The following is a 17,169-nucleotide window of genomic DNA, read 5'->3' as shown; positions in this document are numbered from 1 at the left end:
CGCCATGAGCTTCAACACGATTATCGACTGGAACCAGTGCAGCCCCGAACAACAGCGTGAACTGCTGATGCGCCCGGCGATGTCTGCGTCTGAGACCATCACCCGCAGCGTGGTGGAGATTCTGGAAAATGTAAAAACGCGCGGTGACGCTGCGCTGCGTGAATACAGCGCCCGCTTTGATAAAACCGATGTCGCATCGCTGAAAGTCACACCTGAACAGATGGCGGCGGCAGGGGAACGCCTGAGCGCCGAACTGAAACAGGCGATGGCAGTAGCGGTTAAAAATATCGACACCTTCCACACCGCTCAGCAGTTACAGACTATCGACGTGGAAACGTTGCCGGGTGTGCGCTGCCAGCAGGTGACCCGCCCGCTGGCGTCCGTCGGGCTGTACATTCCTGGTGGCTCCGCACCGCTGTTTTCCACGGTGTTGATGCTGGCAACGCCCGCGCGCATCGCCGGATGCAAACGCGTGGTGCTCTGCTCACCGCCGCCGATTGCCGATGAAATTCTCTACGCCGCACAACTCTGCGGGGTACAGGAAGTGTTTAACGTTGGCGGCGCACAGGCCATTGCCGCGCTGGCCTTCGGGACTGAAACCGTCCCGTCTGTTGATAAAATTTTCGGCCCGGGTAATGCTTTTGTCACCGAGGCGAAACGCCAGGTCAGCCAGCGCCTCGACGGTGCGGCGATCGACATGCCTGCCGGTCCGTCAGAAGTGCTGGTGATTGCCGACAGCGGCGCCACCCCGGATTTTGTCGCGTCTGATTTACTGTCGCAGGCGGAGCATGGCCCGGATTCACAGGTGATCCTGCTGACGCCGGATGCCGACATGGCACGCCGCGTGGCCGACGCTGTCACTCGCCAGTTAACCGACCTGCCGCGCGCAGAAACCGCCCGCCAGGCGCTCTCCGCCAGTCGCCTGATTGTGGCGAACGATAACGCCCAGTGCGTGGCCATTTCGAATCAGTACGGCCCTGAGCACCTGATCATCCAGACCCGCAACGCGCGCGAACTGGTTGATGGCATCACCAGCGCCGGTTCAGTGTTCCTCGGCGACTGGTCGCCGGAGTCAGCCGGTGACTACGCCTCCGGCACCAACCACGTTTTACCGACCTACGGCTACACCGCCACCTGTTCGAGCCTTGGCCTCGCCGATTTCCAGAAGCGCATGACCGTACAGGAACTTTCCCGCGACGGTTTCGCGAGCCTCGCCAGCACCATTGAGATTCTGGCGGCTGCCGAGCGTCTGACTGCCCACAAAAATGCCGTTACGCTGCGTGTTGCAGCCCTCAAGGAGCAAGCATGAGCATTGAAGATTTAGCCCGCGAGAACGTCCGTAATCTGACGCCTTATCAGTCCGCCCGCCGTCTTGGTGGTAAAGGCGACGTCTGGCTGAATGCCAACGAATTTCCCACTGCGGTGCCGTTTAGCCTGACGCAACAGACGCTGAACCGCTACCCGGAGTGCCAGCCGAAAGCGGTGATCGACAATTATGCCCGTTACGCTGGCGTGAAGCCGGAACAGGTGCTGGTCAGCCGTGGGGCAGATGAAGGCATTGAGCTGTTGATCCGCGCGTTTTGCGAGCCGGGTAAAGATGCCATCTTGTTCTGCCCGCCGACCTACGGCATGTACAGCGTCAGCGCAGAAACGTTCGGCGTGGAATACCGTACCGTTCAGGCAACAGAGGGCTGGCAGCTTGATTTACCGGCGATTGCGGAAAAACTGGAAGGCGTAAAACTGGTGTACGTCTGCAGCCCGAACAACCCGACCGGGCAAATTATCAACCCGCAGGATATGCGCGACCTGCTGGAAATGACGCGCGGTAAAGCGCTGGTCGTGGCCGACGAAGCTTATATTGAATTCTGCCCGCAGGCGACGCTGGTCAACTGGCTGGAAGAATACCCGCACCTGGTGGTGCTGCGTACACTGTCGAAAGCCTTTGCCCTCGCCGGGTTGCGCTGCGGCTTTACGCTTGCCAGTGAAGCAGTCATTGGCCTGCTGATGAAAGTCATCGCCCCCTACCCGCTCTCCACGCCGGTAGCAGATATCGCGGCGCAGGCATTAAGCCCGGACGGGATCGTCGCCATGCGCCAGCGTGTGACGCAGGTCATCGACGAGCGCCAGTATCTGATAAGCCAGCTGCGCGACATCCCGTGCGTTGAGCAGGTTTTCGATTCGGAAACCAACTACATTCTGGTTCGCATCACCGCCTCCAGCGCAGTATTTAAATCCCTGTGGGATCAGGGCATTATTCTGCGAGACCAGAACCGACAACCCACATTGAGCGGCTGTCTGCGTATCACCATCGGTACCCGTGGTGAGAGCCAGCGCGTCATTGATGCTTTAAGAGCGGAGAACGTATGACCCAGAAGTTTCTCTTTATTGACCGTGACGGCACGCTGATTGCCGAGCCACCGAGCGATTTTCAGGTCGACAGATTCGAAAAGCTGGCCTTCGAGCCGGACGTTATCCCGACGCTGCTGGCATTGCAGAAAGCGGGCTTTAAGCTGGTGATGATCACCAACCAGGACGGACTGGGAACAAGCAGCTTCCCACAGGCGGATTTTGACGGTCCGCATAACCTGATGATGCAGATCCTCACCTCGCAGGGCGTGGCATTTGAAGATGTGCTGATCTGCCCGCACCTGCCTGCTGATAACTGCGACTGCCGCAAACCGAAAACGCAGATGGTCACCCGCTGGCTGGAAGCGGGCGTGATGGACGCCGCCAACAGCTACGTGATTGGCGATCGTGCCACCGATGTGACGCTGGCGGACAACATGGGCATCACCGGCCTGCTCTACCACCGCGATACACTGAACTGGCAGGCGATTGGCGCACAACTGACGAAACGCGACCGTTACGCCCATGTTGAACGTACCACTCGCGAAACGCAGATTGACGTCAAAATCTGGCTGGATCGCGAAGGCGGCAGCAAGATCAACACTGGCGTGGGCTTCTTCGATCACATGCTCGATCAGATTGCCACCCATGGCGGATTCCGCATGGAGATTGCCGTGAAAGGCGATCTTTACATCGACGACCACCACACGGTGGAAGATACCGGGCTGGCGCTCGGCGAAGCGCTGAAGCTGGCGCTGGGCGACAAACGCGGGATCAACCGCTTCGGTTTTGTCCTGCCGATGGACGAATGCCTGGCGCGTTGCGCGCTGGATATCTCCGGTCGCCCGCACCTCGAGTACCGCGCGGAATTCACTTACCAGCGCGTGGGGGATCTGAGCACCGAAATGGTCGAGCACTTCTTCCGTTCACTCTCTTACACCATGGGCGTGACGCTGCACCTGAAAACCAAAGGCAAGAATGATCACCACCGCGTGGAAAGCCTGTTCAAAGCGTTTGGTCGTACTCTGCGCCAGGCGATTCGCGTCGAGGGCGATGCGCTGCCGTCGTCGAAAGGAGTGCTGTGATGAACGTGGTGATTCTGGATACCGGTTGCGCCAACCTGAACTCGGTGAAATCGGCGGTGAGTCGTCACGGCTATGAGCCGGTGGTCAGTCGTGAACCAGAAGTGGTTCTGCGCGCCGATAAACTGTTTCTGCCCGGCGTGGGCACCGCGCAGGCGGCGATGGACCAGTTGCGCGAGCGGGAACTTATCGAACTCATCAAAGCCTGTACCCAGCCGGTGCTGGGGATTTGCCTCGGCATGCAATTGCTTGGCCGCCGCAGTGAAGAATCGCACGGCGTCGATATGCTCGGCATTATCGGGGAGGATGTGCCGAAGATGATCGACCGTGGCCTGCCGCTGCCGCATATGGGCTGGAACCGCGTTTACGCAAAAGCCGGAAATCCGCTGTTTCGCAACATCGACGACGGCGCGTATTTCTACTTTGTTCACAGCTACGCAATGACGGTCAATCCGTACACTATCGCCCGCTGTGATTACGGCGATGCCTTCACCGCCGCGGTGCAAAAAGATAACTTCTTTGGCGTCCAGTTCCACCCTGAACGTTCCGGTAAAGCGGGCGCTCAGTTGCTGAAAAACTTTCTGGAGATGTGATGATAATTCCGGCTTTAGATTTAATTGACGGCACGGTGGTGCGTCTCCATCAGGGCGATTACGGTCAGCAACGTGACTACGGTACCGACCCGCTGCCGCGTTTGCAGGATTATGCCGCTCAGGGCGCTGAAGTGCTGCACCTGGTTGACCTGACTGGCGCGAAAGATCCGGCGAAACGGCAGATCCCGCTGATTAAAACGCTGGTTGCGGGTGTCACGGTTCCGGTGCAGGTTGGTGGTGGCGTTCGTACTGAAGATGACGTCGCGGCGCTGCTGGATGCGGGTGTGTCACGCGTGGTGATTGGCTCGACGGCAGTGAAATCGCCAGAGCTGGTCAAAGGCTGGTTTACCCGCTTCGGGGCGGAAAAACTGGTGCTGGCGCTGGATGTGCGCATCGATGACCAGGGCAACAAACAGGTCGCTGTCAGCGGCTGGCAGGAAAACTCCGGCGTGACGCTGGAAGCGCTGGTCGATGCCTATCTGCCGGTTGGTCTGACACATGTGCTGTGCACTGACATCTCCCGTGACGGCACGCTGGCAGGCTCAAACGTCTCACTGTATGAAGAGGTCTGCGCCCGTTATCCGCAGGTGGCGTTTCAGTCATCAGGCGGTATCGGCGGCCTGGACGATATCGCCGCGCTGCGCGGTACCGGTGTGCGTGGCGTGATTGTCGGCCGCGCACTGCTGGAAGGTAAATTTAACGTCACGGAGGCGATTCAATGCTGGCAAAACGGATAATCCCCTGTCTTGACGTACGTGACGGGCAGGTGGTGAAAGGCGTGCAGTTCCGTAACCATGAAATCATCGGCGATATCGTGCCGCTGGCGCAGCGTTATGCCGCAGAAGGTGCCGACGAACTGGTGTTCTATGACATCACCGCTTCCAGCGATGGCCGCGTGGTCGATAAAAGCTGGGTAGCGCGTGTGGCGGAAGTGATCGACATTCCGTTTTGCGTCGCGGGCGGTATTAAGTCGATTGATGACGCAGCGAAAATTCTGTCATTCGGTGCCGATAAAATCTCGGTGAACTCCCCTGCACTTGCCGACCCGGAGCTGATTACCCGTCTGGCGGATCGCTTTGGCGTGCAGTGCATTGTGGTGGGGATTGATACCTGGTTTGATGCCAACAGCGGCAAATATCACGTCAATCAATATACAGGCGATGAAAGCCGCACCCGAGTGACGCAATGGGAAACCCTGGACTGGGTGCAGGAAGTGCAACGGCGCGGCGCGGGGGAAATCGTCCTCAACATGATGAATCAGGACGGCGTACGTAACGGTTACGATCTTGAGCAACTGAAAAAAGTGCGTGAGGTGTGCCACGTCCCGCTAATTGCCTCCGGTGGCGCGGGCACGATGGAGCACTTCCTTGATGCGTTCCGCGTGGCAAACGTTGACGGCGCGCTGGCCGCCTCCGTGTTCCATAAGCAGATCATTAATATTGGTGAATTAAAAACGTACCTGGCAGCACAGGGCGTGGAGATCAGGGTATGTTAACTGAACAACTGGACTGGCAAAAAACCGACGGACTGATGCCCGCCATCATTCAACACGCGATTTCCGGCGAAGTGCTGATGCTGGGCTATATGAATCAGGACGCGCTGGCGAAAACGCAGGAGACCGGCAAGGTGACTTTCTTCTCCCGCACGAAACAGCGCCTGTGGACCAAAGGAGAGACTTCCGGCAACGTGCTTAACGTGGTCAGTATTACGCCGGATTGCGATAACGACACGCTGCTGGTACTGGCGAACCCGGTCGGCCCCACCTGCCACAAAGGCACTTCCAGCTGTTTCGGCGATACCAGCCACCAGTGGCTGTTTCTCTATCAGCTCGAGCAACTGCTGGCAGAACGTAAAACTGCCGACCCGGCCAGCTCCTACACCGCGAAACTGTATGCCAGCGGCACCAAACGCATCGCGCAGAAGGTGGGCGAAGAAGGCGTTGAAACCGCACTGGCGGCAACAGTACATGATCGCGATGAACTGACGAACGAAGCGTCGGATTTGATGTATCACCTGCTGGTACTACTGCAGGATCAGGATCTGGATTTAACCACAGTGATTGAAAACTTGAGAAAGCGGCACAAATAGCGGGAAGTGAAACGGGCATTGCTGCCCGTTTTTTATCTCAGTTACTGCTTCGGTCGATAGCTGCGTACCGCGTTGCGCCCCAGCACCACACCGGCGCCAATCATCCCGCCCAGTAATACCGCCAGCACCAGCGTTAACGCGCGTTTCGGGCTGTCGCGGTAAACCGGCAAATCAGGCTTCATAACGTAGCGGTATGCATGAATGGTGGTCGGATCGATTTTCAGATTCTCGATATCCAGCAAAGTCTGTTTGGTCTGGAAATAGGCTGGCGAAAACACCAGCGGACGCGTGGATTCATTCTGAATCATTGAGTTCAGCGCATCACTCCCCAGCAGGAACATGGTGTCCTGGGTGACGTCCTGCGTCTGCTGCACCTGAGGTTTGGTGATGTTCGCCTGCTCGGCAAACTTCAGCGCTTCCTGAATCTGCTTGATGCGCAGATCTTTCTGCTCCTGCGCCACCTTCTCCTGCGTTTGCAGGGAATCACCCAGCGTGCCAATTTGCAGCTTAATGTTGTCTTTAAGATCAACATCGAGTTCTTTTGCGATCTGTTCGTCGACCAGTTGAATGTACTTCGCCAGTTGCTGCTGCGCGCCTTCGGCAGTCTGCCCCTGGTAGGTAATCTGCAGCGGTACCTTTTCGGTTTTTACCACTGGTTCAATCGTCAGTTTTTCTGGCTTTTCCTGGTTATTCAGCGATTCAGACAGCGCAGAAAGTGCCGAGTTAAAGCGAGCAACGACGCGTTCCTGCACATCCGTCACTTTTGGCGCGCCGTCACCGTAGATAATATTTAACGCATTGCTGTAGGTCGCAATTTGCGCGGTATCAGGTTGCGTGATGACCGCTGTGGAGGTCCATTTTTCTTTCGCAAAAAACAGGTAGCTCATCGCGAGCAGGATGGCAATGATAATACAGACGCCGATCGTCACTTTTCCACGCCAAAGCTGTACAACTAAATCAATTAAATCAATCTGTTCCGAATCGACACGGCGCATGTCCGTTCCACTATTGTTATCTTGTGTCATACGAACCTTATACAGGACAAAGATGGAATATCCACAAAGTGATTTAGTTTACGGATTAAGCTGCCGATTACTATCAGAATTTATCCTGATTTTCGAGGAGTCTACCGGTTTCGGCGGCTACGCTAATTGTAGATTATGATTATCTTTTTTCACCTCTGGCGGGTATTATTTTGCTTTTCGTAACAGATGAAGGCGAGAGTGCCTTCCTGAGCGCGTGTAATGAGGGAATGCTATGAAATATCTGGTAACAGGAGCCGCCGGTTTTATCGGTTTTCATGTCAGCGAGAGATTGCTGAAAGCGGGACATCAGGTAGTAGGAATCGATAATCTCAATGACTACTACGATGTGAGTCTGAAGCAGGCGCGTCTTGACCGGCTCGTCTCCCCACAGTTCAGTTTTCATAAAATCGATCTGGCTGACCGCGCCGCCATGGAAGCCCTGTTTGCCAGTGAGAAGTTTGATCGCGTGATTCACCTTGCCGCGCAAGCAGGTGTACGTTATTCGCTGGAAAACCCGCATGCGTATGCTGAGTCAAACCTGATCGGGCATCTGAACATACTGGAAGGCTGCCGACATAACCACGTTCAGCATCTGCTGTATGCCTCATCCAGCTCGGTCTATGGCCTGAACCGTAAAATGCCGTTCGCCACCGATGACTCTGTTGATCATCCAGTTTCGCTGTATGCGGCGACGAAAAAAGCCAACGAGCTGATGTCGCACACCTACTCACACCTATACGGTTTGCCAACCACCGGTTTGCGCTTTTTCACCGTTTACGGCCCGTGGGGTCGCCCTGATATGGCGTTGTTTAAATTCACCAAAGCGATGATTGAAGGCAAGAGCATTGACGTCTATAACTACGGCAAGATGAAGCGTGACTTCACTTACATTGATGACATTGCCGAAGCCATTATTCGTCTGCAGGATGTGATTCCTGAAGCCAACCCGGACTGGACTGTTGAGACAGGCTCCCCGGCAACCAGTTCTGCTCCTTACCGCGTTTATAACATCGGTAATAGCTCACCGGTGGAACTGATGGATTACATTACGGCGCTGGAAGAGGCGTTAGGTATTGAAGCGGATAAAAATATGATGCCGATCCAGCCAGGCGATGTGCTGAATACCAGCGCCGATACCAAAGCGCTGTATGAGGTGATTGGTTTTAAACCACAGACATCAGTGAAGGACGGGGTGAAAAACTTCGTCGACTGGTATCGCGAGTTTTATAAAATATAACTTGGTTGAAAATTATGTCGGCACCTTATTCGATGCCGACATCTATTATAAATTTCACATGTTATTATCGCAAGCTGATGAAAGGAAACGAATAAGTATCACCTTATTAATTCACAATCATATTATAGAAATTATATTTTTTACCTAAATATTGGCTCCCTTCATAAGACAAATGGCCTTTATCCCGATAGAAAAACACTCCATTTTCAGAAGCCAGACATTTTTCGTCTTTACAGGTTAAACTATCCATCCATATCACTTTTGCATTTTTGCGCATATCACCGATTATTTTGTAAACACCGCGTTGAATATCAGGCATATCTTTCACCGAAAAGTCACAATTTGATAATTTGTTTTTTAATAAGGATGACTTTAATAAGCAATATCCAATATCATTATTTTTGTCTTTTATAGGAGGAGCGACAATTACTGGCACTTTCCCTAATGCTATAATATCTTTAACAGTCTCTCTAAACAAATAAACATATTTCTCGCGCCCTTTGCTAATTAATGTTCCATCTCGAAGAAGAATTGTCCCATTATTTGATAGAGTTTCAAACGGAGAAGCCAAAACCACATACTTTATTGAAGGTGTCCTTTTAATAAAATTTAAAACTTTATCATTCTCTTGAATACACTGCTTGGCGCCAAAAATAACATTAGCGTATGATGCACCAATCACAGGCGAACATTGTGAAATTGTAGCCTGTATCATTTTGACATCCGGTTTTGAAGCAGTGATCAGACCTACTAAGTGCGAGGCATACGAATCTCCCCAGAGTAGTATCTCAGGCTGATCTGATGTACGGCAGTTTTTTGAATGAAAAAATGTCTTTTCGCATTGCTGAGATAGTCCGAAATTTCCTCTCAACCTATAAACAGATGAGTTATATATTTCACTCCCCTCAAACCGGTTCAAATAAGGCGTTTTAACACCAATAATTGCGATAGTTACAAAAAGAGATGTTCCAACACCAGCATAAGTAAAAATTTGCAAACGTGTAATGTTACCTTTCCCTCTAAAGGGCTTTTCAATAAAACGCCAACTAAGATATGCCAACAACATTGTGATTAAAATCACACACATCATGACATTGATGGAAGGCTCAATAATATACTTGTGTCTTACTATGGCCATTAATGGTTGATGCCAGAGATAGGCACTATAGCTGATCAGCCCTATTCCAACCATAGGCTTAAGACTAAGTATACGCCCCGGGAAATTCGTTTCTGAACAGAAAATAATAACTAGAAATGCCCCCAAAGTTGGTAGAAGAGCATAGCGGCCAGGATAGGGTGTCGATCCTGTAATGTATAACATCGAGAAAATAATCGCTCCGATGCCACACGAGCCCAATAAACTCGCAATGATCCTTTGCTTATGTATTTGGCAGTCCGACCGAAAATAAATCGCTGCAAAGGCTCCAAGAATCAATTCCCAACTTCTGGTAGTGATACTATAAAATGTAAATGTGGGTTCGCTGATCGAACCTATGTCAGCATAGTAAAAACTTACGCCTCCGATCAAAGCGAGAAAAAAAATTATCGCGCGAGTTCCTAAACGCCATAAGCAAAATAAAATCAAAGGGAAGAAAATATAAAACTGCTCTTCTACCGCCAGACTCCATGTGTGTAAAAGTGGCATTAAATCTACATCAGGTGAAAAATAGCCTGTTAGAGATAAAAAAAGATAATTTGAGACAAAAAAGCAGACTGCTAACACACTCTTCCAGAAATTTATCGTATCGCCAGGAAGGAGATAACAATACGCAAGTGGCATAACCAATATTATCATTGCAAATAAGGCGGGCAATATACGTCTAGCTCTTCTCTCATAAAAAGTGATGATGCTAAACCTGGAATTTTCCAGATCAGTCATGAGAATGGAAGTGATAAGATAGCCACTGATAACAAAAAAAACATCTACACCTACAAATCCTCCAGGTATCCAAAGAAAGCCAGCATGATAAAGAATAACAGGGACAACAGCTAACGCCCTTAATCCATCAATCTCTGCGCGATAGCGCATTACAACCTCCGTTAGCTCATTTGCAATTGTTTTACAAACGTAAATATGAAGAATAATAAATTAGCCATCGCACGTTTCAAGCGAGAATTGCGCGAAATTCATGCTGGTTAATTTTTAAAATATAAACATCGAGAGTAAGTTTATTAATATTAAACTGTAGCAACACTGTGAGTTAAAAACTTGTTTAGTAATAAAAAATTGCATCGCCCATCATTTTAAAAACTTGAAGAAAGTTGTTATGATGCCCTCGTGATAATGAATGTTATTGGCTTACAGTGAATAAAAGCATCTTATTAACAATAGCAAATGTTTCCCTATAGAGAGCATAAACTACGATGTGCTACTCCAAAAAAACAAATACATAATGTCTGGTTAGAGAGCAGTTTAAGCTGTAACGACTATGGGGGCGAAAAGAACTGTTTAGGGTAATATTTCATAAAAGTCATGAACAATTGCCCTTGCTCCAAATCCCTCTTTTTGCGAAATTAAGCCTTCATTTAATACTAGTCCTTGCTCTTCATTCGAAATACCGAAATCGAAATAGGTTCTATCGGCATATGTTTCTTTAATAAGAAAGTCAATCAATCCATCAAGTGCGCCTAATTGCCGTCCCTCTTCAGAATTAAAAAGATATTGTGTGTGCACAGTGTTTCCAACTTCGAAAAGTACAGCGCCAGCTATTTGCTCATTATTTTTTTCGCCGACGTAGAATTTGATATTTTCGGGAAAATTATCTTGTAATAATTTTATTTCATCCAATGTATGAACGGGATCAACACCGTGAATTTGTTTTAAAACTGTAGTTAGGTTATTCCAAAAAGCTTCAATATCCGAGCTTTCATTGTAAAGGAGTCCTGATTCTTTAGCCTTTTTCACACTCCGTTTTCTTAATGTAGAATATTTTATCTGATGATCTAGTTTTATCGTTGAGCTCACATCTCTCCGAATTAGTTTTGCGTTAATTCTGAAAAGCGCATACAAATCTTCATCACAAGGAATATCATGATAAATATATGGCATTCTTTTATATAAAATTGATTCAACCTCATTATCTGACATATACTTTTGTAAATTTCTAAAAACTGACAGTATTTCACTCTGTTTTGCTGATGGTTTTATTAATAACCCACCAAATGTAAGTCCCTGATGAGATATTAGTTTATTTTCTGTCATGTTTGCAGGTAAAAGAGCAATAAGAGAATCTTTGTCATCATAAATCATAAGCGAATGATCATGAAAACGGGCGGAATGGTAATCCATATATTTTCTAAGGAAAAAAAAGTGGCTATTTTTCGATAAAGATACAAACTCATCCCAGATTATATTATCTTCTTTCTGATATTTTTTAATAATCACTTATATTACCCTCATAGTCATTTCTATCATGTTCTCATTACCTCCAGATATAGTAAAACCCTCTCTCTGGTAAGCCCGGATAGCTCTCTGATTGTCGGAGCGAACTTTTAGATATATAAATTTAATATCCAATAACTTAGCCTCAAGAAGAATAAACTGTAACATAATTGGAAATAGTCTCTTCCCCCAAAATCCTTTTTCACCGATATAGCCAAAATACTCTGCGCTGGATGGTGTTATTTTCTTTAGGCCAACAACACCGATGGGATTATCGTCGAACTCCATTCCCCACACTTTATAATCCTTTCTGGGCAAGGAATCGAAAAAATCTCTTTGCTGCTGCCTGGTAAAATCAGGCGTACTTGTCAGTTTTTTTATCTCTTCATCATTAAGCCAGTCCCATGATTTTTGTAGATATACATGATTAAATGATACAAATTTCAAGTTATTATTAGACATTTGAGCCTCATTTACTGATTGGCTAATTTAAAAGATAATTTTTAAATAAATTGAGGAAGTGCGTCTCTTAAAACCGTTGGATCTAATAAATCGCCTGTTAAGTATGTTATTAAAGCCAATATCAATGAGAAGTGGCCTGTAATATTACAGGCCATTTATTCAAGTGTTTAAACATATAAAACTAGTCACTACCGAACAGATCTCGCGTATAGACCTTATCGATAACATCCTCAAGCTCTTGCGCCATGCGATTGGAAATAATTACATCTGATTCTTTCTTGAATGCATTTAAATCACGCATTACACGAGAGTGGAAAAATTCATCTTCCTGCATCGCAGGTTCATATATAATAACCTGAACGCCTTTTGCCTTAATACGTTTCATGATCCCTTGGATCGAAGAAGCCCGGAAATTGTCGGAGCCACTCTTCATAATCAGTCGATAAACACCGACTACTTTCGGGTGACGAGCGAGAATGGAATCTGAAATAAAATCTTTACGCGTGCGGTTGGCATCTACTATCGCTGAAATTAGATTATTCGGTACAGCCTGGTAATTCGCTAGCAACTGTTTCGTGTCTTTTGGAAGACAGTAACCGCCGTAACCGAAGGATGGATTGTTATAGTGATTACCGATGCGTGGGTCAAGGCAAACGCCTTCGATGATCTGACGGGTATTCAGACCAAGGCTCTCTGCGTAGCTGTCTAATTCGTTGAAATAAGCAACTCGCATTGCCAGATACGTATTCGCGAAGAGCTTAATCGCCTCGGCTTCAGTAGAGTCAGTAAACAGTACCGCGATATCTTTCTTTATTGCACCTTCCTGAAGCAGTGCTGCAAAACGTTCAGCTCGCTCAGAGCGCTCACCAATTACAATACGTGAAGGATGCAGGTTATCATATAACGCCCTACCCTCACGGAGAAATTCTGGAGAAAAAAAGACATTATCAATTCCTAATTTTTCTTTTATTGATTTTGTGAAGCCCACTGGAATGGTCGACTTGATGATCATCACAGCATTTGGGTTGATTACAGTAACATCTTTGATCACCTCCTCCACACTTGTGGTGTTGAAGTAGTTACTTTTCGGATCGTAATCAGTTGGTGTCGCTATAATTACAAAATCTGCATCGCGGTAAGCGTCTTCTTTATCCGTTGTAGCACGGAAATTCAAACGCTTATTCAAAAGATAATCTTGGATCTCTGTATCAACAATCGGAGAGATCTTCTTGTTAAGCTTGTCTACCTTAGCTTGTACAATATCCAACGCAACCACTTCATGGTTCTGCGCTATCAGGATACCATTTGAAAGACCAACATAGCCTGTTCCGGAGATTGCTATTTTCATTCGTTCAACTTCTTCAAGTATGAGTGTCAGGAGGCGCTACAGCGCCACCACAATAAACAACTTTTGAGGTTTTTACCTCTTAAGCTGATCAGCTGTCAAGATGAATGCCTTGCTGCAGGAATGAGTTACAACTGCGGTTTATTTTGCATTTTGAGAGCTTAGTTAGACAAACCAAGCCAGCATGGGCTCATGAGCGATAAAAAAGGCCCGATGAGTTTCACCGGGCCTAACCATGAGGCTGAGTTAAATCAGATTAATCCAGCCACTCGGTGTGGAACACGCCGTCTTTATCAGTGCGCTTATACGTGTGGGCACCGAAGTAGTCACGCTGCGCCTGAATCAGGTTCGCAGGCAGTACCGCAGAGCGGTAGCTATCGTAGTAAGCCACCGCAGCGGAGAAGGTCGGCACCGGAATACCGTTTTGTACGGCGTACGCGACAACATCACGCAGCGCCTGCTGGTAATCATCAGCCACTTTTTTGAAGTACGGCGCTAACAGCAGGTTGGCAATGCCTTTATTCTCAGCGTAGGCATCGGTGATTTTCTGCAGGAACTGAGCACGGATGATGCAACCGGCACGGAAGATTTTGGCAATCTCACCGTAGTTCAGATCCCAGTTGTGCTCATCAGACGCGGCACGCAGTTGAGAGAAGCCCTGCGCATAGGAGACGATTTTGCCGAGGTAAAGCGCACGACGCACTTTCTCAACGAACTCGGCTTTATCCCCTGCTGGTTTAGCCTGCGGGCCGGACAGCACTTTAGAAGCCGCAACACGCTGCGTTTTCAGTGAAGAGATATAACGTGCAAAGACGGATTCGGTAATCAGCGACAGCGGTTCGCCGAGATCCAGCGAGCTCTGGCTGGTCCATTTACCGGTACCTTTGTTTGCTGCTTCATCGAGGATCACATCGACCAGGTATTTACCCTCTTCATCTTTTTTCGTGAAGATGTCTTTGGTGATGTCAATGAGGTAGCTGTTCAGTTCACCTTCGTTCCACTCGGAGAAGACCTTCGCCAGCTCGTCATTGGAAAGATTGAGGCCGCCTTTCAGCAGAGAATACGCTTCGGCAATCAGTTGCATATCGCCGTATTCGATGCCGTTGTGGACCATTTTCACATAATGACCCGCACCGTCCGGACCAATATAGGTCACGCACGGCTCACCATCTTCTGCCACCGCAGCGATCTTAGTCAGGATTGGCGCAACCAGTTCATATGCTTCTTTCTGACCGCCAGGCATGATGGAAGGACCTTTCAGCGCGCCCTCTTCGCCACCGGACACACCGGTACCGATGAAGTTAAAGCCGTCAGCAGACAGTTCACGGTTACGGCGGATGGTGTCCTGGAAGAAGGTATTACCGCCATCAATGATGATGTCGCCCTTATCAAGGTACGGTTTCAGGGAATCAATGGCGGCATCAGTACCCGCGCCCGCTTTCACCATCAACAGGATGCGGCGCGGCGTTTCGAGAGACTCGACGAACTCCTGAACGGAGTAGTAAGGAACCAGTTTTTTGCCCGGATTTTCGGCGACAACTTCTTCAGTCTTTTCGCGGGAGCGGTTGAAAATGGAGACGGTATAACCACGGCTCTCAATGTTGAGCGCCAGGTTGCGCCCCATCACCGCCATACCAACGACGCCGATCTGTTGTTTGGACATTACAAAACTCCTGTCTGGTGTGGTCGCCGCGACATGTGCGGCTTGAAATGTGGCTTAGATGTTAACTCAATATTGTATAATGTGGGTAGCGGAAGATGCTCAGTAAGTATTGGGGTTTCGTACTATTTTTTGCTATTACACAATTAAAATATTGTTTTATGCGTTAGAATTTCTCATCATATATATTTTCTCCCTTACTCTTATCGGCATAGATCTAACTATAAACCTAAGCAGTAGATTTATGATGTACTCTTTGCGGCTTAAAAAACCAATATGTAATTGATACTTCAAAACAGCATGCTCATATTTAAAATACTGCAATCCTCTTCTTTGCTGCAAATCCGAGCCAGCACGCATTTTCAAAAGAATATCAGGGATGTTTGCAAAATTGACATTATTTTTCAAAAGATTTGACCATAATGCGTAGTCCTGAGATTTTCTAAAATCTGGATAACCTCCAAATTCTAGCACAACATGCTTCCGAAAGATTACAGATGGATGGCTAACAGGGCTCCGTTTTTTTGCGAAAGTTTTAATTTCATCATGACAAAGCGGTACTTTTCTAATACTCATACTTTTCAGTGTCTGAGGCTCTACTTCTTCTACAAAAGTGCCACAAACGCTTATTTCAGGGTGAGCATTCATAAATTCCAATTGTTTTGAAAATCTAGTAGGTAACGAAATATCGTCCGCATCCATACGTACAATCAAATCATAATGGCACAACCCTATTCCAATATTAAGAGCTTTCGCAAGACCAACGTTTTGTTTAAGGTTATGCAAAATAACATTGCACTCAGAAAATTGTTTTTTAAAATCTTCGATTACATTATACAAAACTTTAGTTAAGTCACCATCTGCAATTAATATCACTTCGTTTGGCCTAAGTGTTTGCTCAGGATAAATACTAGATAGCGCTTTCGCAAGATAGACGGGGTCATCCTGGCAATAAACTGACATTAAAACAGAAAAATCCCCTGTCATTGTATTTTCATCCACAATATTTACCCACCTTACCCTTTATTCCATCAACGATACCTAAGCTAATGAATCTCAATCGTTCCCTGCCATCAGGTAAACAGAATGGATAAAAGAAAAGTTTAAATAATATTCCTACTAGGTTTTTACACTTCCAACCGAAAGGTACGTAGGATCTCTTAGAAAGTAAAAAAGTATTTCTTACTGCATAGTAATGACGCAACGGTGAAGGAACTCCAACGGATAAAAAAGATAAAATTTTCATTCTACCATCGCCAAGACGATGCCCGATCATTGCTAAATCGTTTCTGACACAGATGAATCCATTTGCTTTTAATCTCCAGCAATACTCATAATCAACCGCATCAATGAATAAATTATCATCCATTCCGCCGACTACATCATAGGCCTGTTTTGAAATTAAGCTACCTGAACTCAATGTATACGCAATTTCTTTATAAGAAGTATTTGGAATATTTGTTCCCTGTCTTGCTCTTTTATCATTTTTCTGTAATGTGATTCGGTCATAATCTAAAGGGCCAACTAACCCTATCGACCCAATTTTCGTCTCCATGGGCTTAAGATTATTATACGTTTCCAGTAGTAGACTGACCATATTCGAGTTTGGGATGCTATCTTGATCCATTTGTAATACAAAGTCGGCATTTAAATGCTCAAACGCCTTTTGCATCCCAGCTGACTGGGCCGCCGCAATTCCAATGTTAGTCCCAAACTCGATTGCAAATATGCGCTCAGAGAGGCTCAAAATTTCATCAGAAACACTTCCAGACGAATTATTACAAATTACAATGCTATCAGTTTGTAACAATAAGGATTCAATATTTTTTTTCAAGACAACAACGTCAGGATTATATGTTACCAACACAGTCACGATTTTATACATTATAAAAACCTTACAGGGGTATTTTTATTTTGCATGTTTTGATATCTTTTCTTTCCAGAAGATA

At 47.5% G+C, this 17,169-nt stretch carries 16 protein-coding genes; 8 read left to right on the top strand and 8 right to left on the bottom strand.

Annotated features, from left to right (window positions below; all coding sequences use genetic code 11):
• Positions 1-4: 4 nt before the first annotated feature.
• Genes hisD through hisIE form a run of 7 tightly spaced genes read left to right on the top strand, consistent with a single transcriptional unit; the run spans position 5 to position 6,109 of the window.
• Positions 5-1,309 (top strand): histidinol dehydrogenase, encoded by a 1,305-nt coding sequence (hisD, locus tag AOY23_RS15795; protein ID WP_054180307.1) that lies wholly within the window; start codon positions 5-7, stop codon positions 1,307-1,309.
• Positions 1,306-2,367, top strand: coding sequence for a histidinol-phosphate transaminase (gene hisC / locus AOY23_RS15790; RefSeq protein WP_054180306.1), 1,062 nt, complete (start codon positions 1,306-1,308; stop codon positions 2,365-2,367). Before hisD ends, hisC begins: the two co-directional genes overlap by 4 nt.
• Entirely contained in the window at positions 2,364-3,431 is a 1,068-nt protein-coding gene (gene hisB, locus AOY23_RS15785) for a bifunctional histidinol-phosphatase/imidazoleglycerol-phosphate dehydratase HisB (RefSeq protein ID WP_054180305.1), read from the top strand. The genes hisC and hisB overlap by 4 nt, the downstream gene beginning before the upstream one ends.
• Positions 3,431-4,021, top strand: a complete 591-nt coding sequence (hisH, locus tag AOY23_RS15780; RefSeq protein WP_054180304.1) for an imidazole glycerol phosphate synthase subunit HisH — start codon at positions 3,431-3,433, stop codon at positions 4,019-4,021. Before hisB ends, hisH begins: the two co-directional genes overlap by 1 nt.
• Positions 4,021-4,758 (top strand): 1-(5-phosphoribosyl)-5-[(5-phosphoribosylamino)methylideneamino]imidazole-4-carboxamide isomerase, encoded by a 738-nt coding sequence (hisA, locus tag AOY23_RS15775; protein ID WP_054180303.1) that lies wholly within the window; start codon positions 4,021-4,023, stop codon positions 4,756-4,758. The genes hisH and hisA overlap by 1 nt, the downstream gene beginning before the upstream one ends.
• Positions 4,740-5,516, top strand: coding sequence for an imidazole glycerol phosphate synthase subunit HisF (gene hisF / locus AOY23_RS15770; protein ID WP_054180302.1), 777 nt, complete (start codon positions 4,740-4,742; stop codon positions 5,514-5,516). The genes hisA and hisF overlap by 19 nt, the downstream gene beginning before the upstream one ends.
• On the top strand, positions 5,510-6,109 hold the full coding sequence (hisIE, locus tag AOY23_RS15765) for a bifunctional phosphoribosyl-AMP cyclohydrolase/phosphoribosyl-ATP diphosphatase HisIE (RefSeq protein WP_054180301.1): 600 nt from the start codon (positions 5,510-5,512) through the stop codon (positions 6,107-6,109). The genes hisF and hisIE overlap by 7 nt, the downstream gene beginning before the upstream one ends.
• A gap of 41 nt (positions 6,110-6,150) precedes the next feature.
• On the opposite strand, the gene wzzB is transcribed toward hisIE, so the two are convergent.
• Positions 6,151-7,134 (bottom strand): LPS O-antigen chain length determinant protein WzzB, encoded by a 984-nt coding sequence (gene wzzB, locus AOY23_RS15760; protein ID WP_054180300.1) that lies wholly within the window; start codon positions 7,132-7,134, stop codon positions 6,151-6,153.
• 232 nt (positions 7,135-7,366) lie between these two features.
• Here wzzB and AOY23_RS15755 point away from each other — a divergent pair, with 232 nt between their 5' ends.
• Positions 7,367-8,371, top strand: coding sequence for an NAD-dependent epimerase (locus tag AOY23_RS15755; protein WP_054180299.1), 1,005 nt, complete (start codon positions 7,367-7,369; stop codon positions 8,369-8,371).
• 106 nt (positions 8,372-8,477) lie between these two features.
• Here AOY23_RS15755 and AOY23_RS15750 read toward each other — a convergent pair whose 3' ends face one another.
• From AOY23_RS15750 to AOY23_RS15720, 7 genes are all read right to left on the bottom strand, one after another.
• On the bottom strand, positions 8,478-10,400 hold the full coding sequence (locus AOY23_RS15750; RefSeq protein WP_054180298.1) for an acyltransferase family protein: 1,923 nt from the start codon (positions 10,398-10,400) through the stop codon (positions 8,478-8,480).
• A 420-nt stretch (positions 10,401-10,820) separates the two neighbouring features.
• Positions 10,821-11,756 (bottom strand): GNAT family acetyltransferase, encoded by a 936-nt coding sequence (locus AOY23_RS23040; RefSeq protein ID WP_054180297.1) that lies wholly within the window; start codon positions 11,754-11,756, stop codon positions 10,821-10,823.
• Positions 11,757-12,215 (bottom strand): GNAT family N-acetyltransferase, encoded by a 459-nt coding sequence (locus tag AOY23_RS15740; protein WP_054180296.1) that lies wholly within the window; start codon positions 12,213-12,215, stop codon positions 11,757-11,759.
• Between the two features lie 181 nt (positions 12,216-12,396).
• Positions 12,397-13,563 carry a UDP-glucose 6-dehydrogenase gene (ugd, locus tag AOY23_RS15735; RefSeq protein WP_054180295.1) on the bottom strand — a complete coding sequence of 389 codons (1,167 nt, stop codon included), beginning with the start codon at positions 13,561-13,563 and terminating at the stop codon, positions 12,397-12,399.
• A 253-nt stretch (positions 13,564-13,816) separates the two neighbouring features.
• On the bottom strand, positions 13,817-15,223 hold the full coding sequence (gndA, locus tag AOY23_RS15730) for an NADP-dependent phosphogluconate dehydrogenase (protein WP_054180294.1): 1,407 nt from the start codon (positions 15,221-15,223) through the stop codon (positions 13,817-13,819).
• 156 nt (positions 15,224-15,379) lie between these two features.
• The gene (locus AOY23_RS15725; RefSeq protein WP_235501700.1) at positions 15,380-16,222 is read right to left on the bottom strand and encodes a glycosyltransferase; all 843 of its coding nucleotides are present in this window, start codon (positions 16,220-16,222) and stop codon (positions 15,380-15,382) included.
• Positions 16,215-17,105 carry a glycosyltransferase family 2 protein gene (locus AOY23_RS15720; RefSeq protein WP_054180292.1) on the bottom strand — a complete coding sequence of 297 codons (891 nt, stop codon included), beginning with the start codon at positions 17,103-17,105 and terminating at the stop codon, positions 16,215-16,217. Before AOY23_RS15720 ends, AOY23_RS15725 begins: the two co-directional genes overlap by 8 nt.
• Between the last annotated feature and the right edge of the window lie 64 nt (positions 17,106-17,169).

The organism is Trabulsiella odontotermitis (assembly GCF_001297775.1).
GTDB classification, from domain to species: domain Bacteria; phylum Pseudomonadota; class Gammaproteobacteria; order Enterobacterales; family Enterobacteriaceae; genus Trabulsiella; species Trabulsiella odontotermitis.
Note: the sequence above shows the minus strand (reverse complement) of the source record. Positions and strands in the feature narration are given on the sequence as shown.